This window comes from Bacillus sp. GW821-FHT01G09 (assembly GCF_059422205.1).
In genome coordinates this window covers 103,051-126,930 of the sequence record NZ_JBWKWL010000005.1, presented here as the reverse complement: position 1 = coordinate 126,930, position 23,880 = coordinate 103,051, and the positions used below count along the sequence as shown (strand labels likewise).

The window sequence follows — 23,880 nt, the reverse complement described above, 5'->3', positions numbered from 1 at the left end:
CACTCGCTTACACTTGCAAACCGTAATTCCGGCACAATGCAGCCAGCCCGCCGGAAAATCCGCTGCCGATCGCATTGAATTTCCACTCGCCGCCGTGTCTGTAAAGCTCACAAACGACAACAGCTGTTTCAATGGAGAAGTCTTCTCCCAAATCGAAGCGAAGAAGCTCATTCTGCGTTTCTTCATCCACAACGCGGACAAATGCATTGGAAACTTGTCCAAAGTTTTGGCTGCGTGCTTCAGCGTCGTGAATGGTCACTGTGATGCCGATTTTCTCAATGTGAGCAGGGATTTTTGAGAAATCAACGATAATCTGCTCATCATCTCCGTCGCCCTCACCCGTGCGGTTGTCACCCGTATGGATGACACCGCCGCTCGGATGTTCAAGGTTATTATAGAAGACGAAATCGAGATCATTTACGCAGTTATCATGCGCATCAACTAAAAAGGCCGAAGCATCCAGGTCAAAATCGTGTCCGCCGGAATACTTGTTTGTATCCCAGCCTAAGCCGATCACCGCTTTTGTCAGTCCCGGATTTGTTTTCGTTAAATCAATGCGCTGTCCTTTTGATAATTGAATGGCCATACTGCCTCTCTCCTTTCTGCTCTTCGTATTTGTCTTAACCGACTTGCAAACCGTAGTCTGTTGCAATGCGGGCAAGGCCCCCTTGGTAGCCTGAGCCGATTGCGGAGAATTTCCACTCGCCGTTATGTCTGTAAAGCTCCCCTGCAATGATTGCCGTTTCAATAGAGAAATCTTCTGCAAGATCGTAACGGATGAGCTCTTCATTTGTTTCTTCATTTACGATGCGGACAAACGCGTTTGATACTTGTCCAAAGTTTTGGCTGCGCGCCTCTGCATCGTGAATGGTAATAACAAATGAGATTTTATCAATGTTTGCCGGTACAGCGCTGAGATTTACTTTTACATTCTCATCATCGCCTTCGCCAGCACCAGTCAGGTTGTCGCCTGAATGAACGACTGAACCGTTGCCGCCTTCAAGCTGGTTGTAGAAAATAAAGTCGTTTGGAGATGCGCATTTGCCTGCAGCGTCTAACAGAAACACACTTGAGTCAAGATCAAAGTCGTGCCCGCCGTCATACTTGTTCGTATCCCAGCCTAAACCGACAACAACCTTTGAAAGACCCGGATTTGTTTTTGTTAAATCTACTTTTTGTCCTTTTGCCAATGAAATTGTCATGTTTCATCCACTCCTTTTCTTTTATACGTATCGGCTGATAATATCTTCTAATCTCGTATCGTTTGTGCCTTCACCGATCGCCGCAAACTTCCACTCACTGCCGCTGCGGTAGATTTCTGCTGTAATCAGGCTTGTTCTGCCGGCGTAATTGTCTCTCAAATTGTACTTGAGCATTTCCTCGTGATTAGATTGATCAACTACGCGGATAAACGCATTTTGAATCATGCCGAAATCTTGTTTTCTTCTGACACAATCGTAAATGTTCACTACAAATACAAGCTTATCGATGTTTCCAGGCACTTTATCTAAATCTATCATAATTTGCTCGTCATCGCCCGCACCGTCACCCGTCAGGTTGTCGCCTGTATGCTGTACACCGCCGCAGCGGCTTTTCAGGTTGCCGAAATAAATCAGGTTTTTCTTATCGGTGAATTTTCCGTTTTCCAGCATCAGCACTGAAGCGTCACAGTCGATATTCGGACCGCCTCCGCCAAGCAGTTTGCTGAAGAATCCTCCGCCTGAGGACACTGGGTCCCAGCCGAGACCGACCATCAATTTTGACAGACCGGCTTTTCCTTTTGTTAAATCAATTCGTTGACCTTTTTCTAAAGAAATTGCCACACGATTCACTCCTACTCATCGAAATGTGAAGATAGTCACATTTATTTTTACGCTCACAAGGAAAATAAGCCGTAAATTACTAATATATACGTTTGTTATTATATCAAAGTTTCGTAAAAGTTAAGAATAATTGACGAAAAACCTCGAAAAAAAACTTCCATATTTGATATATGATTTGCAAATGCTATAAAGTGCGCTTCTTAAACAAACCATTTGACGCGGGCAAGTCATTTTGCCTATTCTTGTGTCACCATCTAAAAACAGACAGAAAGGAAGCGGCCTTTTGATTCATTTAAGCATACTTGATCAGGCACCTGTTTCTAAAGGAGAAAGCCCTGTGACAACTCTTCAGCATTCGGTTGAGCTTGCCCAATTAAGCGAACAGTGGGGCTATAAGCGTTATTGGTTTGCCGAGCATCACAGCACGAAAGGACTGGCAAGCACAGCGCCTGAAATCATGATCGCCCGCATCGCAGCACAGACAAACACCATTCGTATCGGATCAGGCGGCGTGCTTCTGCCCCAATACAGCCCATTTAAAGTGGCTGAAACCTTTCGCCAGCTTGAGGCCCTGTATCCAAACCGGATTGACCTCGGCGTCGGTCGCTCCCCCGGCGGCACGACAAAAACCAGGCTAGCATTAACGGACGGGGTGAAAAAAAGCTTAACCGAATTTAACAGACAGCTGCAGGATGTCTCTTATTTTCTAACAGATTCCCTTCCTCCCGACCATCCGTATGCCGGAATCAAAGCGGCGCCCCTTATTGGCACGGCACCCGAGCTATGGGTGCTTGGTCTTGGTGAAAACAGCGCAAGACGCGCGGCGCACCAGGGGATTGGATATGTGTTTGGGCATTTCATTAATCCCGAGCGAGGAGAAAATGCATTCCGCATCTACCGGGAAAGCTTTCGGCCCTCAGCCCATTTTTCGAATCCGTCCGCACTTTTTACGATTTTTGTCATTTGCGCGAAAACAGATGAAGAGGCAGAAGAACTCGCATTAAGCCAGGATTTGTGGCTTCTTCGCGTCGGAAAAGGCTTGGACAGCCGCGTGCCAAGCATCGAGGAGGCTAAAGCCCATCCCTATACAGCGTCCGATAAAAAACTCATAGAAGAAAACAGAAAGCGGATGGTGATCGGTTCTCCAACCACTGTCAAACAACAGCTGTTAGACCTCATAGACCGCTATGAAACAAATGAAATCATGGTTCTGTGCAATGTGTTTAATTTTGAGGCGAAAAAAGAATCGTATGAGCGCCTTGCCGGATTGTTTCTATAAAAAAAGCAGTTTTTCCTAGGGAAAACTGCTTTTTATGTTATCAGCGCCTTTTTTTGCGCTGAGCTTCTTTTTTGATAAACGTCCAAACTCCCTGAACTGCAAATCCGATTAATAGCAAAACGATCAATAGCAGGGTAATAGACGGACCTGGCGGCGTCCCGAGCTGATAGGATGATGTCAGTCCCGTAAATACGCTGAATAACGAAATGAGTATGGCTGTAATGAAAACCATGTTAAAGCCTTTTGCAATTCTGATGGCGAATGCTGCCGGCAATACGAGCAGGGCCGATACAAGAAGGACCCCGATGATCGGAATAATGACTGAAATCGCAAGGCCTGTGACAATACTGAATGACAACGAGAGAACGTTTGTATTGATTCCCGACGTTTTGGCTGTTGCTTCATCAAACGTCAGCAGGTAGAGCGGCCTTCTCAGTACGATAAAATAAAGCAGGATCAGCAGTGTGATAATACTGATAATATAGACCTGCTGCTGGTTTACTGTCACAAGCGATCCAAATAGGTATTGATCGATGCTCATATTGGCTGTGCCTTTGGAAAGGCTGATTAAAAACATCGCGAAGGACAAACCAGCTGCCATTAAGATGGCAATGGACACTTCTGAATAAGTCCGATACGCCCGCCGCATGTATTCAATTCCGATCGCGCCGATGGTCACGACGACTATGCTCGCTGCGGTTATATTGGTGCTGAGAAAAAAGCCGATGGCAACACCTGACAATGAGATATGTGAAAGTGTGTCAGCCATTAAGGCCTGTCTTCTGAGAACGAGATACACTCCTAGTATCGGAGCCATGACGGCGATCATGCCGCCTGCTAAAAAAGCTCGTCGCATGAATTCCAAGTCAAACATTTCCATCCGCCTTTTTCTCCTCTCTCTAATCGAATCACTTTATCTAAAAATTGCTGTACTTCGTTTTGTTCGTGAGTAACCATCACAACTGTGCGGTTGTGATTTTTCACGAGGTGATGCATAAATTCGTAAAATCCTTTTCTGCTGTCGTAATCAACAGCTGTCGTCGGTTCGTCCAGCATCAGCAGATCCGGGTTGCTGGCGAGCATTCTGGCGATACAGATTTTCTGTTTCTGTCCGCCTGATAAATCACCGATTTTACGATGACGGAGCTCCCACATTTCCACCATTTTCAGTGCTTTTTCTACTTCAAGATGATCTTCTTCATTTAAACGTTTAAACCATTTCCCTTTTGTATAGCGGCCTGACTGAACAAGCTCCAGCACCGTGCTCGGAAAGCCGGCATTAAATGAAGAAATTTGCTGCGGGACGTACCCTATGGTCAGGCGTTTCCCTTCTGTATTCCTTTTACTGATCGTCACTGTGCCTTCCCACGGTTTCAGCATGCCGAGCATTACCTTTATGAGCGTCGATTTAGAGGCGCCGTTTGGTCCAGTGATGCCGACGAACTCACCGCTTTCAATATCAAGTGATACTTTATCTAAAACAGGCGTATGGGAATAGCCGAAAACGATATCTTTCAATGAGACGAGATTCATGTTAATCTTCCTTTCTCACAAAGAAATAGTGTGCACCCTCCGGCGCACACTATCTTATGATTTAACCAATAGTGAATCTTTCAGGGCATCGAGGTTTTGTTTCATAATGTCGATATACCCTAAACCTTTATCCTGTTTTTCTTTGCTCAAGCCTTCCAGTGTATTCAGCACTTCTGTCTTCGCGCCGATTTCACTGGCGAGCGTATCTGCGACCTTTGAGGATGCAATTTCTTCAAAGTAAATGACTTTTACATTATGTTCTTTGGCATATGTTTTCAGCTTTGCCAAGCTGGCTGCGCTCGGTTCTTGGTCAGGTGAAAGCCCTGCAATCGGAACCTGCTTCAAGCCGTATTCTTTTGCCAGATAGCCAAAAGCTGTATGCTGCGTGATAAATTCTTTTTTCTCCGCTTTTTTTGCGGTTGTACGATATAGTTTATCAAGATCCTGCAGTTTTGCAATATATTCTTTACTATTTTTCTCATAGTATTCTTTGTTATCCGGGTCCTGCTTCACGATTTGCGCCGTAATATTTTTAACTTCCTTCTGTGCCAGAACAGGGCTGAGCCATACGTGAGGGTCCATTGCATGACTGTGCTCATGTTCCCCATGATCATGCTCTTCGTGTTCTTCTTCAGAGCCTTCCATTAAATCAATGCCTTTGCTTGCATTAACGAAAACGGCATGGCCTTGGCCCATGCTTTTTTCAGCTGACGGAACCCATGTCTCCATGTATTCACTATTATAAACAAACAAATCAGCATCCTGAATGTTGACAATGTCTTTCGGCGTCGGTTCCCAATCATGCGGTTCAACGGAAGATGGGATTAACAGATCCACATCGCCTTTGTCTTTTACAATTTGTTTTGTGAATTCATACATCGGGTAGAACGTTGTGACAACGTGCAGTTTATCACCCTTTGAATCCGCCGACCCTTTTGTTGATGAGTTGCCGCATGCTGCAACCAATAAAAAGCACGCTGCAATCACAAACAAACCGCTCCATTTTTTAAACATATCGTATATCCCCTCTTTTTCAGAAACTTTAAATCAAAATGATAACGATTTTGTAATCCTATATCATAATAAACCGAAGTCATTACGTTTTGCAAGAATAAATTTCATTTTCATTTATTCTTCCCGCCTGCAGAGCGAATATATGTACTAAAAAAACCCGGCTAAAAATGCCGGGCTACTTCAATCATTAGTTTGTTTTGTCCAGAAGATAGACCCTGCTCTCATAAGGCCGGAACACCATTTCGTCAGCAAGATCATCGTTGTTATAATTGCTGAGAAGCAGAGAGGCCTGAGCTTTGCCGCAGTTCTTGGGCCACTGAAAAACAGCCTGCTCTTTTGAAAAATTATTGACCGACAAAAGCTGCTGTTTACTGTTTTCTCTCATGTATACAAACAACTGCGGATCATCCGGAAGCAAAAGATCAAAGCTCCCTTTCATGAGGTCAGCGTACTGCTTTCTCAGGCTGATCAGCTTTTTGTAATAGATTAAGACCGAATCAGGATCTCCCTGCGCTTCCTCCACATTGATTGCGGTGAAGTTTGGATTGACCTTCAGCCAAGGCGTGCCGTCAGTAAATCCGGCATTTTTGCCGCTGTTCCACTGCATCGGGGTCCGGGCGTGATCCCGGCTTTTGGCTAAGATCGATCTCATCACATCATTTGGATCATAGCCTTTTTCAAACACCCGTTTATGATACATATTGATCGTTTGGATATCTTTGTAGTCTTCAATCCGGGTAAACGGCGCGTTTGTCATCCCGATTTCTTCTCCCTGATAAATATACGGTGTGCCCTTCATAAAATAAAGTACGGTTGCCAGCATTTTCGCTGATGTTTTGCGGTATTCCCCATCGTCTCCGAATCTGGACACAATCCGGGGCTGGTCATGGTTGCACCAAAACAATGTATTCCAGCCTTGATGTTCAAGCTTCTTTTGCCATTTTGTCAAAACCGATTTTAAATCAGAAAGCTCAAGGGGCTTCAAATCCCAATGTTCTTTTCCGGGCTGCTGATCAAGCTCCATATGCTGAAAGTGAAAAATCATATTCAGCTCATGCTTATCTGTTCCCGTATATTTCAGGCCTTCTTCCGGTGTGACACTGCCGACCTCTCCGACAGACATGACATCATATTGGGAAAACACTTCATCTGTCATTTCTTTTAAATAGTCATGGATTCGTTCGCCATTTGGCTGAAAGGGCTTCGGCTCTGCCTGCTGATTGATATAGTCCTCATACGAAGGAAGATATTCTTTCTTAGAAATGAGATGGAGCTGATCAATTCGCAAACCGTCGACCCCTTTATCGAGCCAAAATTTCATCATGTCATACACCGCCTGGCGAACTTCGGGATTTTCCCAGTTTAAATCAGCTTGTTTGACGGCATTCATATGGAGATAGTATTCTCCGGTGTGCTCCTCGTATTGCCAGACCGGGCACCCATAGTTTGAAAGCCAGTCCGTCGGCGGGCCGTTCTTTGTGCCGGGACGCCAATAATAATAGCTGCGGTATTTGCTGTTTTTGTCCAGCTCCGCTTCTTTAAACCACGGATGCTCGACCGAGGTGTGATTTAACACAAAGTCCATCACCAGCTTTAATCCCCGCTGATGCACCTGGTCCAGCAGCTCGTGAAAATCGTCCATTGTTCCGTAAGAATCCATAATCGCCTTATGGTTTGTCACATCATAGCCGTAATCAACATTCGGAGAAGGATAGATCGGGCAAATCCAAATCACATCTGCCCCGAGCTCCTTTATGTAGTCAAGACGGGAAATAATCCCCCGCAAATCCCCAATTCCGTCTCCATCGCTGTCCTGAAAGCTTCTCGGGTAAATTTGGTACACCACTGCATCCTTCCACCAGTCTGTTTTCATCCCGCAATCCCCCTGTTTTGTGTTCTATTCAAGCTGAGACGGATAAAGTGTCATCCCGCCATCGACGAAAAGTGTTGTGCCGGTCACATAGCTTGCTTCCTCAGATACGAGCCAAGCCGCTGCTGCCGCCACTTCTTCAGGCTTTCCGAAGGCTTTCATCGGGATTTTTTTCAATTGTTTTTGCCTGCTCTCTTCCTTTTTCGTATCAACATTTGATTCTGTGGCAATGGTGCCGGGCGCTATCGCATTGACGCGGATTCCCTTATCCGCATAATTGAGCGCCAGCGTTTCCGTCATCATCTTGATGCCGCCTTTGGATGTGGAATACTGAACGTTGACAGGGCGCGGAATCTGCTGATGAACACTTGAGATATTCAGCACATTGCCCTTGATATTGTTTTTCATCATGTGGTTAAGTGCTGCTTTCGCTCCCAGAAAGGTTCCGGTAACATTGACATCAATCACTCTCTGCCAATCTTCAAGACTCATCTCATGCGGCATCGCCTCAACGCCGTTAAAACCGGAGTTGTTTACCATCACATCGAGCGTGCCGAAATGCTCTAAAGCTGTGTCCAAGAGCGCCTGAATCCCCTCTTCTTTTGACACGTCCGCCTCAACTGAGACGGCTTTCCCTCCGTTCTGCTTAATGATTTCCAGAGTTTCATCTGCTCCAGACGGGTCGCTGTGGTAATTTACAACAACATTCATTTTCTCCTGTCCGAACCGTTCCGCAATGGCTTTCCCGATTCCTTTTGAAGACCCTGTCACAATCGCTGTTTTTCCGGTTAAATCTTTGTACATACTTGATATCCTCCTCTGTTTCTCACTATGCAGTGGAAAATACCCTGTTTTTCCGAGTTGAAAACAGCACAAAAAAAGCAGAGAACCTGTAGTTCTCTGCCATTTCCTATTGAAAACGCTGCTCGGCAAGCTTCTTTTTAATATTCAGCAGCCTGCGGTAAAAGAAAGCGGCGGACTCGTAATGTTCCAGCTGATTGAAACGTTCCGCTGTATCATGCAGCAGATCTTCGGCGTCGGCAAGAAGCTGCCTTGATTCCAGCAGGTCAAAGCATTCTGTAAGCACGTTCAGGTCGCCGCTTCCAAGATACAGCTCATGAATGAGGCGGAATTTCGTCAAGTACATGTCATCCTCCCATTCAGCCGCGCTCTTTATCCCACGGTCATACGCCTCTACTGCCTTGTCGTATTTTCCCTCTTTACAGTAGATATGGGTCAGTGAAAATACAGCTTGAACAGCTTGCTGAAAGTTTTGCTCCTCAAAAATGGCGGCGGCTGTTTTGAAATAGCCCTCCGCTTCTTTGTAATCACCCAGACTGTACTTACAGTGTCCGACATTATAATAGGCAGCGGCGATCATGTATGCTTCTTCAAGCTGCCTGGCATGATCTAAAGCGCTGCACAAGTGGGTCAGTGCTTTTTCATGATGATACACATCGGTCAAATTTCCGGCGATGATAAATTCACACTGAACCCGGCGGCGACCGTACAGTTCATATTTCGTATAGATATCAAGCGCCTGGCTCGCATAATTCATGGAAAAATACGTTTGTTTGATGTGATAATACACTTCTGCGACTTTAAATAGAAACTCAGCTTTTTCGATCTCATCTTCGACATACTCGAGCTTTTCCTCGGCATGTTTATAATGGTCGATCGCTAATATGAAATTTTTCTGCTTGAATTCGTACATTCCTCTGAAATAATAAAAGTAGTATTCCAATAAGCCCGTGAGTTTTTGCTGATTGCTTTCAATTTCGTTCAGCATATCAGAGAACGGAGGCTTGGTGTCGCTGTCTTTCACCGGCATCAGCTTATCAAGCATGATTCGATGCCGGAATTCCATCAAAGAAAAATATAAAAGCAAGTCCTGGTTCTCTTCCATATCTTCTAAATCGTATTCAATCTCCTGCTTTAACGCTTCTGCTTGATCTGCTTCAAATGCGCGAATGAGCTTGTACCATTCATTCAGCTTTACTGCTACTTCTTCTGATGGAATCTTTGCTCTCATCGGTCTGCCTCCTTCCTCCTGCTACTATTTATGTTATATTTTATCATAGCTGTTCGCTTTTAGAGAGAGTCAATCACTTAAAAGCGTTAACATTCAGCACATCTTGAGAAAGTGAGACCGATATGAAGTTACCCGCAAAAACATTTGTTATCTTATGTATTCTATTTCTTCTAGATCTTTGTTTTAGTTATATTCGGCATGAATGGCATTCTCAAAACGCTCTGCAGGACATGCCTGTCCCCTCGGATCTTCATCCGATTGTGAAGCAGAATGCCGATGCACTCAAAGGCGCTGCAGCGAATAAAGGCATTACCGTCGTCATTACTGAAGGATTCAGGTCCTTTAAGGAACAAGATGAATTATATAAACAGGGACGTACAAAAAAAGGGAATATTGTCACCTATGCAAGAGGAGGGGAATCGTATCATAACTATGGTTTAGCGATTGATTTCGCCCTTCAAAAAAAGGATGGAAGCATCATATGGGATATGGAATATGACGGCAATCAAAACGGAAAATCAGATTGGCTGGAGGTTGTCGAGATCGCTAAGACACTCGGTTTTGAATGGGGCGGGGATTGGAAACGATTCAAGGACTACCCCCACTTGGAGATGATTCCTAACTAGACACCCCTCACAGCCTTTTCTTTTTCCTTATGTGCGCATCAATATAGGAAGGGTAAACCGGCTTATAGACAAGTTTGTAGTGCTGGTCACTGCCTGCAGTAAAGTCAGGCTGCCATTCCAGCTTCACATCAAAAGCGGCTAAAAACGCTTCTCTCGCTTCTTCAGCGGAAACATCCGGCCTGTGATTTATCGCTTCCAATTGTTCAGGTTCAATATCAGGCGCCATAAAAGCGTCAATCAACCCAGTTTCCGGATTGACAATGATGCGGGCAGCGCCGAACCGCAGCGGCACTCCTTTATACCAGACAGAAAAATGGTTGCGGACTCTCCCTCTTTCATCAATTCGGACGGGATTCACCCTGAAAAACTCAGCCGCTCTCGGATAGAGGGCATACAAAAATTGAAGCGCTATCTCTTGGCATTCTTCCGTGGAGCGTTGGCGGTTGTTCGGCCGCTCCATAAAAGAAAGCGTTGCTTTTAATTTTCCTGTTCTTTTATCCGTCTTCATTTTGATTGTGTTTTTATTTCTCGTTTCAAAATAGCTTCCTATGCTTAAATCCTTACGCTCCGGCGCAGCGCCCCTGCGCCACGTGCTTCCAATTTGTTCTCCAAAGTCTCTTTCACTGACTTTCTGCATATCAGAGGTAAAACCCAGCAAGGCAAATATATCAACTTCTTCCTTGTACTGAAGCGGCGGCAGTGGCGCCGTGTTTTCTATTCTTTCATCTGCGATATGCTGGTCGGGCACAATTTCGTCTACATCTGCGGGATAGCTGTATCCCGGGAGAATCGGTTCATAAACAAGCCTTGGTTCCTGTTCGCCATCAATGACATCGTACATCAGCTCAAAAGACATTGTGTTTAAGTAATGGGACACAACCTTCTCTTTTGCTACAAATTCCGTCGGAACTTCGGCTTTATGCCCTTCCCCGTAATATAGAAAGTGGACAATCTGACCGCTGCGTGTCATATCAATTAAAAATCCTGAATTGGGAATCGGAAGCCCCAGCTCCATTTTGGTATAGACAAACCGGATGTGCTGCCCCCGTTCTTCCTTGCCTTGAAAATGAAAATTCATAAATGTGCCGGGATGATGGGCAGCGGCAAACTGAAGAGCCGTCAGCTTCAGCTCGGCATCTGGAAGTTGTTTGTCTGTCTCGGAGCGGACAGTTGTTGAAAAGGTGAGCAAAGCGCCGTCATTTCTAAGTTCAACTGTAATGTGCTTTTCCGGATCTTTAGGGTCCTTCCAGATAAAATATGCCTGCCCGTTCTTCTTTTGCTTTTGGTCGTAATCTTCTATCTCAAGCTCATAATGCGTCGGTACATTTCCGATCTCCTGCGCCTTCTTTTTCAGCTGTTTATTAACCAATGAAGTCATCCCTTTCAAAGAGTCTACGACAAAGAGAATCCTGTTTATTATATAAAAAGACCTTTCTTCATTTAAAGTGAAGAAAGGTCCTTTTCTATTATTGTCATTGTTTTTCGAGATTCTTTCTGTTACTTTCATCACATACTCTCTTCCATATCCGAGGAAATTGTGTGACTTTTGGCTGTTTCACCATATGCTGAAGACAGCCTCTCCTGTATGTGCATCGATAAAATGCGGATACACCGGCTTATAGACGAGCCGGTAGCTGTGTTCTTCATTATCGTGATATTCTCTCTCCCAGCCAAGCTCAACTTTAAAATGCTGCCAAAAGATAGCCTTGGCTTGTTCAACTGAAATGGCCGGAATGGGATCAATGGCTGCCAGCTTATTTGGGTCAATATCCGGTCCCATATAAACGGTGATATCCCCTGTCTGGCGGCTGACACAAATTCTGATCTGCCCAAATCGGATCGGAACTCCGTGACAATGCGCTTCAAACGTAAAACCAGCGACTGCGTTTTCTTCTTCATCCTTTTCGTCGTATCTGATCCTAAAATATTGATCGGCATTCGGAAATAAAGCAAACAGAAAGCGAAGCGCGATTTTTTCACACTCTGCCAAGGTTACTGTCAGCGGCCCTTTTTTCTCCATAAATGACATGACGCCTTCGAGTTTTCCGGTTTCTTTGTGATAGATGGTTTTCAGCACTTGATGAGTCCGTCCCTTAAACCAGCTGTCCATGCTTTTATCCGCCGGCTGATACACAGGGTCATCCGGATTCCGCCAAACGATTCCGATTCTCCCATCTCCCAAATCCGCTTCCCGCTCTTTGACAAACCCATTTTCAATACCAATCATGCTGTCAGGATCGGCCTTTTCGCGGATGCCCTCGAATAAAGGGAGAGGAAAGCTCTCCGGCTCCCTGTAATCATCGTCATCATCAACTCCACCTTGTTCTTCTTGAACCAAATCCGCAGGTACGGTAATCGCCCTACATTCAGGCTCATACACCAAATGCGGCTGATCATCTCCGTTTTTGTAAACAGAACGATGGAGAACCTCAAACAAAAGGTCGAACTCCACGTCCTTCTTGATAAAGGCAAGTGCCTCTTCAACATCCGCAACCCTCTTTGGCTTGATGATGCTGCCCGATTCGCCGTAATAGCGGAAGTAAACGATCTCACCTGATAAGGAAACATCAGCCATAAATCCGCTCATGGGGAGAGGAAGCCCAGCCTCCATTTGAACATATGAAAATCTCACTTTATCGCCGTATGCACGGTCATTTTCTTCACGAACAAAGGCAGAGAGTGCCCCCGGATGATGAGTCTCGACAAATTGGCGCATGATATCCTCTAGTTTCTCCTCAGACAGCCTTTCTCCGCTTTCAGGCTCAATATCACGGGAAAGGGATTCCAGCTCCCCATCCGGTCCAAGTTCCACGATAATGCCTATATTCTCATCCTGAGGATCTGTCCAACAAAAACAGACTCTTTTGTCATCACCGCCATAATCTTCAATTTCCAGTTTTAATTGTGTCGGCACCCGGCCGATTTCCAGTGCTTTTTGTTTCAGTCCCTCTTTCTTCACAAAGGCAGCCCCTTTCATCCTTCTTAAGTTCCCTCCAACTAATCAAAAAGTAATAGTCTAAAATACACAGTTTTCTGAGTTTACCAGTTTTACCAGAACATTTTTCACCAAAAATAGGATGATGAACCTATTCAATATAAAAGCTAATAATCTTAAAATTAATTCCGTTGTAACTTTTTATAGGTCCATTCATGACAAAGGAGGGCGGAGTTTCCAGAAAATCCGGTGAAAACCGTGAGAAAAGAACTGATTTTTTTGGTTATATGATGCTAATCCATTCAAAAAGATCCATTTCTCAAAGACAAAAGACTCCCCTTTCCTAAACCATTTGAGGAGGAAAAATGAATGTTTCAGAAAAAAACGTACGCTGTTTTCCTAATTCTTCTGCTGATGATGTTTACAGCTGCTTGTTCCGGCAGCAAAACAAGCGCGGAGAAGAAAGAATCAGAAACAGAAAAAAGCTCAGATATAGCTCAAGTCAAAATCAAGGATGTCTCTTACACACTTCCGTCTAAATATGATAAGTCCACTTCAGATGACCAGCTTGTGTTAAAAGTCAATGTCGCGGTGAAAAACACAGGAAAAGACCCGCTGAATGTAGACAGTATGGATTTCACATTGTATCAAGGTGATACCAAAATGTCTGACACAGACCCTGAAGACTATAGCGAAAAGCTTCAAGGCAGCACGATTAACGCTGACAAATCCGTTGAAGGAAATCTTTTCTTCGTTGTAGATAAAGGCAAGCAATACGAGCTTAACTATACGCCGGAATCTTACGGTGATAAAAAGCCAAAATCAGTTACTTTTAAAATTGACGGAAAAGACAAAAAAATCCTGGCGACGGCAGATAAGCTCCAAGATTCTGCAAAAGCGTTATCAGCTTATGTTGATGTCCTTCTTTTCGGCAAAGATAACGCCGATTTCGAAAAAATCACCGGCGCTAACAAAAATGAAATTGTAAATGATTTTAATGAATCAGCCAAAGACGGTTATCTCTCAGCTTCCGGCCTTTCCAGCACATATGCGGACAGCAAAGCGCTTGATAATATCGTGAACGGCATTAAAGAGGGATTAAGCAAAAACTCTTCCATTCAAGCAAAAACGACTTCAATCTCTAAAGACGAAGCAATTGTTGAAGCCACAGTTAAACCTGTAGATGCATCTTCTCTTTCAGACCGCATCGAAGACAAAGTGAAAGACTACTACAGTAAAAACTCTAGTGCCAGCTATGAAGAGGCAGTGAAATACGCGCTTCAAGTCTACCCTGAGGAATTCAAAAAGCTTGGACCTGCTTCATCTGAAAAAACAGTTGAAGTGAAAATGAAGAAAAATGACATCGACCAATGGCAGCTTGATATGGATGATTACAGAGCAGCAGAATTAGTCGAAGCATTCATCAAAGAATAAAACACCAAAAGGAAATAGCCTTGACGGCTATTTCCTTTTTATTTAAAAATGTCGCTGATGAAATTCACTTCATCTTCGGTGAGTTCAATGTTCAAGGTTTTCAGGTTATCCTGTAATTGCTCAGGTCGTTTAGCTCCTGGAATAATGGCATCAATCGCCGGTCTCGTTAACAGCCACGCCAAGGCGACATGTGCCGTATCCACTTGTTTTTCCTCCGCTACTGCTTTCAGCTTATCTACTTTTTTGAGATTGTGGATAAACGTTTCACCCTGAAATTGAGGTTTATCCTTTCTGAAATCATCAAAGACTGTGTCTCGCGTGAATTTTCCTGTCAGCAGTCCGGACGCAAGCGGAAAGTAAGGAATAAAGGAAATGCCTTGTTGTTCACAGTATGGAAGAAGCTCTTTCTCGGCATCACGCTGTATGAGAGAATATTCGGCCTGGAAGACCTCCAAATAGCCATCAGCATTAAAATCCTGCAATTGCTGATAATCGAGGTTCGAAGCGCCGATTGCTTTGATTTTCCCCTCATCCTTCAGCTCTTTCAAAGTGCCCGCCACTTCAGCGAGAGGTGTTTTTCCATCCGGAAAGTGAACATAATACAAATCAATGTAATCTGTTTTCAGCCGCTTCAGGCTCTTCTCGACCTCGCTGCGAAGAAACTCCCGGCTATTGTCTAATTCAATGCTGCCGTCCACTTCTTTATGAGCTCCTTTGGTGGCGATGATGAGCTCATTCCGCACGCCGCGTTCCTGTACGACTTCGCCGATTAATTCTTCAGATCGCCCCAATCCATATATAAAGGCGGTATCGATAAAATTGACGCCGCCATCCAATGCCGTGCGCACTAAATCCTTCCCTGTTTCATCATTTAGATTTGGAAATAGATTATGCCCGCCGACCGCATTCGCGCCGAATCCGATCCGCTTCACCTTCAGCTTCGTTTTGCCGAGTGTACGTGTTTGATCCATTGTTCCTTCTCCTTTGAAACCAATTTTGATGAAAAATAGTGCAGGGTCACTTTTTGTATTAGATATCCTTTTTCTATTTTCCTTCTTTTTTCAGGATATACAAAAAGGAGAAAGTGTATTTCTCCTTTCGCAAGTTTATTTTGGGAGAACCCATTTGTCTTTCAGGAAGCAGGCTCTGGCTAGTAAAAAGAAGATGGCGATCAGCACGGCGATTATTCCCGACGTATATAAAATGGCAGCCGGATCAACCATCCCGAATAAGAGCTGTTTAAATAACGCATGCAGGTTCAGAAACGGGATGAGAAAGTATGATAAGTCAAATTGGTTCGGTGCCTTGCTGAAGATGAAAAACATCGGGAATACAGGCAAAAAGACGACGAGAGACATATAACTTTGCGCTTCTTTTACCGAGCTGGACATGATGCTGATGAAAAGCTCCATCGCAGATATCAGCAATGCAGAGAGCACAATGATTAAGGCTGAAGCGCCGATTACACTCCACATATGATCTCCCAGCTGGAAGGCCGTTTTTAAATTTTCGGTAAATAACACGGTGGACAAAATCAAAAACACCAAAGCCAATACACCTGAAGCCACGCCAAAAGTGGAAACCGCAAGCCACTTGCCGACCAGCATTTTGTTTCTGCTGACTGGCGTTAATAGCAGCGCCTCGATTGACTTCCGATCCTTTTCACCGGCCATGATATCAAGAGCGATCGGCATTGCGCCGGAAACAATGGAAGTCAGAATCAGCATGGGCAGAATGGCGGAAAGCATAATAGCGGAAGTCCCTTTCTCCTCATCCGCTTCCTTTTGCTGAATCGTAAATGGCTGGATGACCGATTGATCAATGCGCTTATTTGTTAAACGTTGCTGCACAATTTCATTTTTGTACTGATCTAAGGCAGACTGCACAAGCTGCATGGCATTTGAAGACCCTTGATCGATTGAATTGCCGTAAACATCAACCTTAAAAGGTGTCATGCTGTTGACATATGAGTCGAACTCTTTCGGGACGTTCAGATAGGCATCTGCTTTTCCTTCATCAACTGCCTCTTCAGGCTTTGCAAATGTTTTTACGCTGATTTCGTCAATCTCATTAAGCTTGCTTTCCAGTGCGGGCGGAAGCGAATGGCCGACAGCCAGCGTGTACTGCTCCCCTTTGTCGGACAGCATGCTTTCATAAAAAAAGACAAGTCCAAGCATCATAATCATCGGCACTAAGATTGTGAGTAAAATCGTTTTTCTGTCGCGCAAAGCGTCGATCATTTCTTTTTTATAAATATGGCTCAGCATTTAAGAAATCCCCCTGACAAGCTTAGACATAAAGATGTAATTCAAATCCTCACTGCGCTCGCTCTCGTATAGTGATTCAAGCGCCCCTCGGTAAATCACCTCTCCGCTGTGAATCATGATGACACTGTCACAGAGCGCCTGCACTTCCTCCATAATGTGGCTGGAGAAAAGAATCGTTTTTTGTTCTCTTTTCAGCTGCTGTATAAATTCGCGGAAGATGTTGCTTGACGTAATATCAAGCCCAGTTGTCGGCTCATCAAATAAAATGATGTCCGGATCGTGAATCAGCGCTCTGGCAATGGCGACTTTCTGCCTCATGCCTTTCGAAAACCCGCCCACTCTCCGGTTCATATAATCGCGCATGCCGAACCGTTTCGATAAATCTTCTATTCTTGCTTTGATCTCGTGGCGGTTCAGCCCATACAGCCTGCCGAAGTATTGGAGATTTTCTTTAGCGGTCATCCTGTCGTAAAGCCCGGTTTCTCCTCCGAATAAGACACCGATTCTTTTTTTGACTTCAGCACGCTGCTTGACCGTGTCAAAGCCGTCTACTGTGATTACACCCTGTGATGGTTCAAGCAAGGAAGCAATCATTCTCAGCATCGTCGTTTTGCCGGCACCGTTTTCTCCGAGAATGCCGACGACTTCTCCTTTTTCAATTGTTAAACTTACATCTCGCACCGCTTTGACTACTTTTTTCTTATCCTGAAACCTGCGGCTGCAATCGGTCAGTGTAATCATGTCACAATCTCCCTTATCTTTATTTCTAGTAATGACTATATACGAAAAGCTGGATTAGTTGGATAAAGTTGTCGCAAAGAGTTCTTTTTATGTCGCGAAATGGGATAGAATAAAGATGATTCTATGTAACTAGGGGAATGATAATGGTAAAAGTCGGACTTGTAGATGATTATCGAGTAGATTTAGAGAAGCTGGAAGCGATCGTGTCCAGAATGCAGGACGTCGAAATTGTCTTTTCCACCGATTCAGCGAAGGAAGCCTACAGGCGGGTAAAGAACGGAGACATTGATCTGCTGCTTGCCGATATCGAGATGCCCCATATGTCTGGCTACGAGCTTGCTGATTTGATCAAATCCCATTCACTTGATGTGGATGTGATTTTTGTTACCGGCCACGGCGGTTATGCGGTTCACGCCTTTGACCTGAACGTCCATGATTATATTATGAAGCCGTACTATGCCGATCGTCTGGCCGCTTCCTTCGACCGGTACTTGAAAAAGAAAACGGAAACGAGTTTGAATGGGCGTATATTGATAAAGCAAAAGTCTGAAATGCACGTCCTGCAAAAGAAGGATATTATTTTCGCAGAACGGACGGGACGTTCGACGACGATTGTGACAACCGCCGAAGAGGTGCAAACGTATCAAACATTAAATGATATTAAAGGCGACCTGCCCGAAAAAGATTTTCTCCGTTCGCATCGTTCCTTTATTATCAACATTCATTACATAAAGCATTTTTCCGCTTATACCAAGCATTCATTCACAGTTTCCTTTGAGGGAACGTCTAAAAAAGCGATGATCACTAAGCAGCAGCTTGATTATTTTCAAAACTACTATTTTTGAGGAGTTTAGTACGTGATTACCCTTTTTCAATGTCTTTATCTGATTTTATTTAGTTTCATATGTTATCAGGGAGCTGCTGCTTTTTCACACAGTACAGCCGCCTCTTGGCTCACCGCTGTTTTAGGCGCAGCTGCTGCAGGATTGTACATTTGGAATACGAAGCGGGTGTGGAAACACTGTTCCTCAGGGCTTTGTGCATGGATTGCCGTGATTCAAGTGATGTCGGCGGGAGTAGTGCTGATCGGCACAGACATCATGCCGGCATTATGTGTAATCGCGATATTTGCAGGGTGTGAAGGGCTCCGTATCGGACAGTCTGCTTTGCAGGCAAGGCTTTCTGATCAAATTGATAAGCTGACTCAAGCTGAACAGCACGCCAATCAAATGCTGATTGATGTCAGAAGCCGGAATCATGACACAATGAAACATATCACTGCAATCAAATCAGCTCAGCCCAAGGCAGATACACAAGCATATATTCAAAACTGGGCGGATCAATTCAGTCAATATGACCGTTTTTTGAAAGGAGAGAACGCGTACGTTGCAGGGGTGCTTTATGATTTTTTAGAAAAAGCCCGCGCCTCGAATGTGAGTGTTTCGCTGCATATGCATACACCGCTTTCTTCCCTTCCGTTTTCGCCTGCTGATCAGGTCAGCTTGGTCGGCAACATATTAGAAAATGCGCTCGACAGCGCGGCGGAGACCCGAGAAAAAGCAGAGATTAAACTGGAGACTTCACTGCGCAGCGGGCTTTATGTACTGACTTGTGAAAACAGCACTCCCGGGATGGACCCAAAAGTGCTCGATACAATTTATCAATCGTTTGGCCGCTCAACGAAAAACGGCGCTCATGAAGGCATGGGCACATATATCATTCAAAAACTGGTGAAGAGCGCTTTTGGCAGGCTGGATTTTACCTACCGCCACCCCGTCTTCCGGTTAGAAATCAAAATTCCGTTTCAGAAATAAAAAAACCTTGAAAAGCCAAGCTTTTCAAGGTTTTTTTCATTATGAGGATAACGCTTGTGCAAAACGATCTGCTTCATCTTGCAGCGTGCTTTCAATTTCTTTGTAACGGCTGGAAATCGTTGATGCACTGACGCCGTATTTTTTCGCCAGTTTAGCTTGAGAAACGGACGCGCCGTTAAGAGAAATCGCGTTTACATAATATTCAACTGCCGCAGCAAAAGCTTCCGGCTTTCTGATGACAGGTGATTTTTTCTCGCAGAATGTTTTCCAGATGGCAATAACAGCTGGGATCAATTCAGTCGGATACTCTTCCCCGCTCATGCCTTCTTCAATAGCCGCAGCGGTTTCTTTCTCCAAGTCATTTGCCCACTCAACAGTGCTTACTTCCGCTTTCTCTGCTTGTGGCTCTTCATCTTTCTCAGCTAACAACGCGAACAGAACGTTGTTGAATTCCTGCTTCATGAAGTCCTCCGGCGTTTTGCCGTCCTTCACAGCGGCATCCGCATATTTCTTCACCTTGCTGATCAGCGCTTCTGTTCTCTTCACCGGGAAGATCGTGAACTGCATGAAGAATTCTGCTTTTTCCGCTTCGTGGATTGGGTATCCAAGAATCAGGCTTCCCACTGGAGGAAGGTCTTGATTGCTGGCGTCCATTTCCACTTCGAATTGTTTTGCCGTAATGACATCTTCAAAGTGAATGATGCCTTCCTTCAGGTCTTTCAGCAGCAATAAAGCAGGCGTCATGCTCTGCCATGATTCTACGATCTCACGCGTTTTCGGACGAGTGATCGAATCGCCTTTTTTCTGAAGGTACTCTTCGAAGATTGTCTTCTCACCAGCAAGCGGGTGGAAGAAGATTCCCCAGATTCCTAAGTTAAATACGCTGATGTCTTTCGTCTGTCTGTCCATAGCAGAAAGAAAATCATGCTGGTTGATAAAGCCTGAAATGCTTTCTCTATGTACTGTGAAGGCATACTCCACTAAGTCTTCCTGAATTTGTTTCGCTTCTTTTGCCGCTAGTTCCGCCGGGAAGTCGACAACTTTACTTCCGCAGCATTTTTTATATTTCTTGCCGCTGCCGCATGGGCAAGGGGCATTTCGTTTCACTTTTCCCACAATAAACCCTCCGAATTCTGTTGTAACTTTTCTATTTTAACAAAAATAACTTCTGAGGGCTTGGTTTCGGGCTAAAAAAGAATTTGGTAATGTAATAAGCTGGCTGATTATGCCAATTTACCTATGACATTTTCACCAACTTTTGTGATTTAAGGCTTATCACCTATTCCCACTTTAGGCCCTTCTTTTTTACAATCATTAGGTATTTATTTAACATTTTAAGGAGTGTTTCTATTGGAACTAGCTGGTTTCATGCTGCGCGCCTGCGCTCTTTTACTTGATGTAATCATTGCCGCAGCAGTGATTTTGGCAGCCGGATTTACGTTTGGCGATGGGTCCGCCGGTGTCATTATTGTCGCCATATTGATGCTGATTGTGTACCCTTTGCTGATGCCGCTGACAAATTGGAAGGGCACGCTGGGCAAAAAAATCATTGGGCTGCAAATCGTGAGGGACGAAACATATAAAAAAATATCCTTCCCGCAAGCCATTGTCCGTTACCTGATAGCGTGGGTGCATGTGTTCTCCCGCCTGATCTATTTGACTGCCGCATTTACGAAGAAAAAACAAACCGTTCATGATATGGCTGCGAAAACCATTGTGCTGAAAGCAGAATAACCTTGAAGAATAGCATTCTTCAAGGTTTTGTTTTTCATTAATTCGTATTCTGGCCCCCGCCGTTCAGCCCTTCTTTGATCAGGCTGTTGACTTGGCTGCTCATCAATAAACCGATGTGTCCAACGCCATGGATTTGAACGTTTCTCGCACCATCTAATCTTGATAAGTAATTCATGACAATCATATCGGCACTGCTGTAAATGGATGTGTATAAAATCTTTTGATTTGGATCTGTTCCCGGAAGCGCCTTGCCTGTCGTCAAACGGTTGGCGCCGCCAAGCGTTACGACGTTTGCAATTTTATTTCCGCCGTCCAGATTTTTTATGTAGTAAAGTGTGTTCGCGCCCCCCATGCTGTGAGCGACAATATCCACTTTTTTCGCACCCGTTTCATCTAAAACCTTTTGCACAAATCGTGATAATACCGGGCCATTGTTATAATTTGTGCCTGTCTTGTCCCAAAAATCAACTGCATACAGCTTGTCCCGCGACCAGCCCTGAGATACGAGATAGCTCTTAATTCCCGCAAAATTGAATGATGCCCCTCCAATACCGTGAACCATAACGACTGGATTGTGTTCAGCGGCTTTTGCTGACGGCTGCAACGCAAACAGCGATGTAACAGACAGCATCAAAATTGTTACAAGTGCAATGATCCTTCTTTTTACAAATTTCATAATATCCTCCTTTTTTTGTAACAAATTCTCCAAATATATTACGTTACCAAATTAATTAAGTAAAGGGTAATTTTGGCTTATTTTTAAAGAAATTTTAAGATTCATAGGTCATTATTGGTCCTAAAAAGCCAAAAAAAGAAGGCTTATTCGCCTTCTTTTCTTCAATACTCATTGAAATAAGCTTGGATTTTTTGAGGATCATTTGTTTTGGTGAGCGCAAGCATCAGCAACATCCGTGCTTTTTGGGGGTTTAAAGAGTTCGATGCCAGCAAGTCCTTTTCCGCATAGTCTTGGTTTGGTGTGACGACACCATTTCCCGTGCGGGTAGAGCGCACCACTGTGACGCCTTTTTTGACTGCGCTGTCCGCCCCTTTTTCGGCTGCGTCAGATAAAGACCCGTTCCCAGAACCGGCAAATACAATCCCCTTTGCTCCGGCTTTTACAGCAGCGTCAAACAGGTAGCTTCCGTCATTTTGGTATCCATAGATAATGTCAACCTGCGGCAGCTCATCAAGATTAGAAACCGAGAAATCCGTGTCCTTCGTATGCTTACGGGTAATCTCATTATTAAAATAGATATCATCTGCAATTGTTCCGACGAAGCCCATTTCTTCTGATTTAAATGTATCTGTTGTGGTTGTGTTTGTTTTGGTGACATATCGGGCTGAGGCAATCCGGTCGTTAAGAACAACAAGCGTCCCTTTCCCTTTTGCCTCAGGTGCACCTGCCACTTTAACTGCATTGTACAGGTTAGAAGGCCCATCAGCGCTGATGGCTGTGGAAGGTCTCATCGAACCGACAATAACAACCGGTTTATCCCTTTTCACGGTAAGATTCAAAAAATAAGCGGTTTCCTCCAATGTATCTGTTCCATGAGTCACGACGATTCCGTCTACATCATCTGAAGCGAGCAAGTGGTTGATGCGTTTCGCCAGCTTCAGCAATATTTTATTATCAATATTTGTGCTGCCGACGTTAACAATCTGCTCGCCGCCGACGTTTGCAATGTCCTTCATTTCTGGAACTGCCTCGATCAGTGATTCAACGCCGACAACACCTGCTTTATATTCAGTCGTTGAGGTTTTCGATTGATCGGCACCAGCTATCGTGCCTCCTGTCGCTAAAATTCTAATGTTTGGCAGATCCTTTTTTTCAGAGGCAGAAGCCGAAGAGACTTTTTGTGTCTGCGTTTTTTCTTTCGGGGATTCTTTTGTTTCAGGAGAATGTGAACATCCGGTAAAAACAAACAATAGTGCGGTAAAAAGTACGAGCATTCGTTGTTTTTTCATCTATTTCTCTCCTTACATCCATATGATGATTAATCATTGAGTATTTTATCTATTCAGTCAAAAGATCAGTCAGCTTTTCTCTCAGTATTTTTTGTTGTCATATCCTTCTTTTTTTGTCTTTTCATACAATGAATTTTTCTTGACAATTGATGATTGAATCAAGATAATAGACCAGTCACTATATTTTTGATTGCAATTCAGTAAGGTGGGAATGTTATGAGTTATGGAGATTCCCGTGAGAAAATCCTTTCGGCAGCTACCCGGCTTTTTCAGCTGCAGGGGTATTACGGCACGGGGCTGAACCAGATTATAAAGGAAAGCGGCGCGCCTAAAGGCTCTCTTTACTACCACTTTCCCGGCGGTAAAGAACAGCTTGCGATCGAAGCCGTGAATGAGATGAAGGAGTATATCCGTCAGAAAATCGCGGACTGCATGGAAGCCTACACCGATCCAGCGGAAGGCATTCAAGCCTTTTTGAAGGAGCTCTCCTGCCAGTTTTCATGTACGGAAGACATTGAAGGCTTGCCTGTGGGCTTGCTAGCGGCTGAGACGTCATTGAAAAGCGAACCGTTGCGCGAAGCCTGTCATGAAGCCTACAAAGAATGGGCCTCTGTGTATGAGGAAAAACTGCGGCAGACTGGCTGCAGCGAGAGCCGTGCAAAAGAAGCCAGCACTGTGGTTAACGCGATGATTGAAGGTGGCATCCTTTTATCTTTGACGGCAAAAAACAGTACGCCGCTCCTTCATATCTCCAGCTGCATTCCTGACCTGCTGAAAAGATAAAAAAACGACATACTACATGCAGTTGATAGA

Annotated in this window: 25 protein-coding genes; 8 read left to right on the top strand and 17 right to left on the bottom strand. The window is 44.4% G+C overall.

Annotation, left to right across the window (positions count from 1 at the left end; translation table 11 throughout):
• Positions 1-7: 7 nt before the first annotated feature.
• The 3 genes from AC07VD_RS17025 to AC07VD_RS17015 are packed head-to-tail and all read right to left on the bottom strand — an operon-like array spanning position 8 to position 1,823.
• Positions 8-586 carry a TerD family protein gene (locus tag AC07VD_RS17025; protein ID WP_003241242.1) on the bottom strand — a complete coding sequence of 193 codons (579 nt, stop codon included), beginning with the start codon at positions 584-586 and terminating at the stop codon, positions 8-10.
• A gap of 34 nt (positions 587-620) precedes the next feature.
• On the bottom strand, positions 621-1,202 hold the full coding sequence (locus AC07VD_RS17020; RefSeq protein WP_003234723.1) for a TerD family protein: 582 nt from the start codon (positions 1,200-1,202) through the stop codon (positions 621-623).
• Positions 1,203-1,223: 21 nt separating this feature from the next.
• On the bottom strand, positions 1,224-1,823 hold the full coding sequence (locus AC07VD_RS17015; RefSeq protein WP_003234725.1) for a TerD family protein: 600 nt from the start codon (positions 1,821-1,823) through the stop codon (positions 1,224-1,226).
• A 283-nt stretch (positions 1,824-2,106) separates the two neighbouring features.
• On the opposite strand from AC07VD_RS17015, the gene AC07VD_RS17010 reads away from it, so the two are divergent.
• Positions 2,107-3,102, top strand: coding sequence for an LLM class flavin-dependent oxidoreductase (locus AC07VD_RS17010; RefSeq protein WP_494721866.1), 996 nt, complete (start codon positions 2,107-2,109; stop codon positions 3,100-3,102).
• Positions 3,103-3,142: 40 nt separating this feature from the next.
• On the opposite strand, the gene znuB is transcribed toward AC07VD_RS17010, so the two are convergent.
• The 6 genes from znuB to rapJ form a co-directional block, all read right to left on the bottom strand.
• Positions 3,143-3,982, bottom strand: a complete 840-nt coding sequence (znuB, locus tag AC07VD_RS17005) for a zinc ABC transporter permease ZnuB (protein WP_101169860.1) — start codon at positions 3,980-3,982, stop codon at positions 3,143-3,145.
• A complete protein-coding gene (znuC, locus tag AC07VD_RS17000; RefSeq protein ID WP_014475714.1) occupies positions 3,940-4,635 on the bottom strand; it encodes a zinc ABC transporter ATP-binding protein ZnuC in 696 nt (231 codons plus the stop codon). The genes znuB and znuC overlap by 43 nt, the downstream gene beginning before the upstream one ends.
• Positions 4,636-4,689: 54 nt before the next feature.
• Positions 4,690-5,649, bottom strand: a complete 960-nt coding sequence (locus AC07VD_RS16995; RefSeq protein ID WP_494721865.1) for a metal ABC transporter substrate-binding protein — start codon at positions 5,647-5,649, stop codon at positions 4,690-4,692.
• Positions 5,650-5,836: 187 nt separating this feature from the next.
• Entirely contained in the window at positions 5,837-7,522 is a 1,686-nt protein-coding gene (locus AC07VD_RS16990) for a glycoside hydrolase family 13 protein (protein ID WP_327826124.1), read from the bottom strand.
• A gap of 24 nt (positions 7,523-7,546) precedes the next feature.
• Positions 7,547-8,323 carry an SDR family oxidoreductase gene (locus AC07VD_RS16985; RefSeq protein WP_119898971.1) on the bottom strand — a complete coding sequence of 259 codons (777 nt, stop codon included), beginning with the start codon at positions 8,321-8,323 and terminating at the stop codon, positions 7,547-7,549.
• 106 nt (positions 8,324-8,429) lie between these two features.
• The gene (gene rapJ, locus AC07VD_RS16980; RefSeq protein ID WP_185184481.1) at positions 8,430-9,551 is read right to left on the bottom strand and encodes a response regulator aspartate phosphatase RapJ; all 1,122 of its coding nucleotides are present in this window, start codon (positions 9,549-9,551) and stop codon (positions 8,430-8,432) included.
• Between the two features lie 122 nt (positions 9,552-9,673).
• On the opposite strand from rapJ, the gene cwlK reads away from it, so the two are divergent.
• Positions 9,674-10,177, top strand: a complete 504-nt coding sequence (cwlK, locus tag AC07VD_RS16975; RefSeq protein WP_042977282.1) for a peptidoglycan L-alanyl-D-glutamate endopeptidase CwlK — start codon at positions 9,674-9,676, stop codon at positions 10,175-10,177.
• A gap of 7 nt (positions 10,178-10,184) precedes the next feature.
• On the opposite strand, the gene AC07VD_RS16970 is transcribed toward cwlK, so the two are convergent.
• Positions 10,185-11,546, bottom strand: coding sequence for a YcdB/YcdC domain-containing protein (locus AC07VD_RS16970; protein WP_494721864.1), 1,362 nt, complete (start codon positions 11,544-11,546; stop codon positions 10,185-10,187).
• A gap of 186 nt (positions 11,547-11,732) precedes the next feature.
• Complete coding sequence (locus tag AC07VD_RS16965) at positions 11,733-13,154, bottom strand: YcdB/YcdC domain-containing protein (protein ID WP_494721863.1); 1,422 nt, start codon at positions 13,152-13,154, stop codon at positions 11,733-11,735.
• A 173-nt stretch (positions 13,155-13,327) separates the two neighbouring features.
• Between AC07VD_RS16965 and AC07VD_RS16960 the strand changes: the two genes are divergently transcribed.
• Positions 13,328-13,459 carry a hypothetical protein gene (locus AC07VD_RS16960; RefSeq protein ID WP_003246334.1) on the top strand — a complete coding sequence of 44 codons (132 nt, stop codon included), beginning with the start codon at positions 13,328-13,330 and terminating at the stop codon, positions 13,457-13,459.
• A gap of 22 nt (positions 13,460-13,481) precedes the next feature.
• Positions 13,482-14,546: a DUF4352 domain-containing protein gene (locus AC07VD_RS16955; RefSeq protein ID WP_003234750.1), complete on the top strand. Its 1,065-nt coding sequence runs from the start codon at positions 13,482-13,484 to the stop codon at positions 14,544-14,546.
• 38 nt (positions 14,547-14,584) lie between these two features.
• Here AC07VD_RS16955 and AC07VD_RS16950 read toward each other — a convergent pair whose 3' ends face one another.
• From AC07VD_RS16950 to natA, 3 genes are all read right to left on the bottom strand, one after another.
• Positions 14,585-15,517, bottom strand: coding sequence for an aldo/keto reductase (locus AC07VD_RS16950; RefSeq protein ID WP_426722993.1), 933 nt, complete (start codon positions 15,515-15,517; stop codon positions 14,585-14,587).
• Positions 15,518-15,652: 135 nt separating this feature from the next.
• Positions 15,653-16,813, bottom strand: a complete 1,161-nt coding sequence (natB, locus tag AC07VD_RS16945; RefSeq protein ID WP_426722992.1) for a sodium ABC transporter permease NatB — start codon at positions 16,811-16,813, stop codon at positions 15,653-15,655.
• Positions 16,814-17,554: a sodium ABC transporter ATP-binding protein NatA gene (natA, locus tag AC07VD_RS16940; RefSeq protein ID WP_042977288.1), complete on the bottom strand. Its 741-nt coding sequence runs from the start codon at positions 17,552-17,554 to the stop codon at positions 16,814-16,816.
• A 143-nt stretch (positions 17,555-17,697) separates the two neighbouring features.
• Here natA and natR point away from each other — a divergent pair, with 143 nt between their 5' ends.
• Entirely contained in the window at positions 17,698-18,399 is a 702-nt protein-coding gene (gene natR / locus AC07VD_RS16935) for a two-component system response regulator NatR (protein WP_003234759.1), read from the top strand.
• Positions 18,400-18,411: 12 nt separating this feature from the next.
• Positions 18,412-19,368: a two-component system sensor histidine kinase NatK gene (gene natK / locus AC07VD_RS16930; RefSeq protein WP_101169864.1), complete on the top strand. Its 957-nt coding sequence runs from the start codon at positions 18,412-18,414 to the stop codon at positions 19,366-19,368.
• 39 nt (positions 19,369-19,407) lie between these two features.
• Here natK and AC07VD_RS16925 read toward each other — a convergent pair whose 3' ends face one another.
• Positions 19,408-20,484 carry a helix-turn-helix domain-containing protein gene (locus tag AC07VD_RS16925; protein WP_494721862.1) on the bottom strand — a complete coding sequence of 359 codons (1,077 nt, stop codon included), beginning with the start codon at positions 20,482-20,484 and terminating at the stop codon, positions 19,408-19,410.
• Positions 20,485-20,718: 234 nt separating this feature from the next.
• Here AC07VD_RS16925 and AC07VD_RS16920 point away from each other — a divergent pair, with 234 nt between their 5' ends.
• A complete protein-coding gene (locus AC07VD_RS16920) occupies positions 20,719-21,102 on the top strand; it encodes an RDD family protein (protein WP_009966469.1) in 384 nt (127 codons plus the stop codon).
• A gap of 37 nt (positions 21,103-21,139) precedes the next feature.
• Here AC07VD_RS16920 and estA read toward each other — a convergent pair whose 3' ends face one another.
• Both estA and ansZ read right to left on the bottom strand, forming a co-directional pair.
• Positions 21,140-21,778 (bottom strand): lipase EstA, encoded by a 639-nt coding sequence (estA, locus tag AC07VD_RS16915; RefSeq protein WP_086343408.1) that lies wholly within the window; start codon positions 21,776-21,778, stop codon positions 21,140-21,142.
• 161 nt (positions 21,779-21,939) lie between these two features.
• The gene (gene ansZ, locus AC07VD_RS16910; RefSeq protein WP_494721861.1) at positions 21,940-23,067 is read right to left on the bottom strand and encodes an asparaginase AnsZ; all 1,128 of its coding nucleotides are present in this window, start codon (positions 23,065-23,067) and stop codon (positions 21,940-21,942) included.
• 216 nt (positions 23,068-23,283) lie between these two features.
• On the opposite strand from ansZ, the gene lmrA reads away from it, so the two are divergent.
• Entirely contained in the window at positions 23,284-23,850 is a 567-nt protein-coding gene (gene lmrA / locus AC07VD_RS16905) for a transcriptional regulator LmrA (protein WP_003234771.1), read from the top strand.
• Positions 23,851-23,880: the final 30 nt, after the last annotated feature.

Coding starts and splice junctions, on each gene's coding strand:
- AC07VD_RS17025 (WP_003241242.1), bottom strand. CDS start 586: ATGGCCATTCAATTATCAAAAGGACAGCGCATTGATTTAACGAAAACA.
- AC07VD_RS17020 (WP_003234723.1), bottom strand. CDS start 1,202: ATGACAATTTCATTGGCAAAAGGACAAAAAGTAGATTTAACAAAAACA.
- znuB (WP_101169860.1), bottom strand. CDS start 3,982: ATGGAAATGTTTGACTTGGAATTCATGCGACGAGCTTTTTTAGCAGGC.
- znuC (WP_014475714.1), bottom strand. CDS start 4,635: ATGAATCTCGTCTCATTGAAAGATATCGTTTTCGGCTATTCCCATACG.
- AC07VD_RS16995 (WP_494721865.1), bottom strand. CDS start 5,649: ATGTTTAAAAAATGGAGCGGTTTGTTTGTGATTGCAGCGTGCTTTTTA.
- AC07VD_RS16990 (WP_327826124.1), bottom strand. CDS start 7,522: ATGAAAACAGACTGGTGGAAGGATGCAGTGGTGTACCAAATTTACCCG.
- AC07VD_RS16985 (WP_119898971.1), bottom strand. CDS start 8,323: ATGTACAAAGATTTAACCGGAAAAACAGCGATTGTGACAGGGTCTTCA.
- rapJ (WP_185184481.1), bottom strand. CDS start 9,551: ATGAGAGCAAAGATTCCATCAGAAGAAGTAGCAGTAAAGCTGAATGAA.
- cwlK (WP_042977282.1), top strand. CDS start 9,674: ATGAAGTTACCCGCAAAAACATTTGTTATCTTATGTATTCTATTTCTT.
- AC07VD_RS16965 (WP_494721863.1), bottom strand. CDS start 13,154: ATGAAAGGGGCTGCCTTTGTGAAGAAAGAGGGACTGAAACAAAAAGCA.
- AC07VD_RS16960 (WP_003246334.1), top strand. CDS start 13,328: ATGACAAAGGAGGGCGGAGTTTCCAGAAAATCCGGTGAAAACCGTGAG.
- AC07VD_RS16955 (WP_003234750.1), top strand. CDS start 13,482: ATGTTTCAGAAAAAAACGTACGCTGTTTTCCTAATTCTTCTGCTGATG.
- AC07VD_RS16950 (WP_426722993.1), bottom strand. CDS start 15,517: ATGGATCAAACACGTACACTCGGCAAAACGAAGCTGAAGGTGAAGCGG.
- natB (WP_426722992.1), bottom strand. CDS start 16,813: ATGCTGAGCCATATTTATAAAAAAGAAATGATCGACGCTTTGCGCGAC.
- natA (WP_042977288.1), bottom strand. CDS start 17,554: ATGATTACACTGACCGATTGCAGCCGCAGGTTTCAGGATAAGAAAAAA.
- natR (WP_003234759.1), top strand. CDS start 17,698: ATGGTAAAAGTCGGACTTGTAGATGATTATCGAGTAGATTTAGAGAAG.
- estA (WP_086343408.1), bottom strand. CDS start 21,778: ATGAAATTTGTAAAAAGAAGGATCATTGCACTTGTAACAATTTTGATG.
- ansZ (WP_494721861.1), bottom strand. CDS start 23,067: ATGAAAAAACAACGAATGCTCGTACTTTTTACCGCACTATTGTTTGTT.
- lmrA (WP_003234771.1), top strand. CDS start 23,284: ATGAGTTATGGAGATTCCCGTGAGAAAATCCTTTCGGCAGCTACCCGG.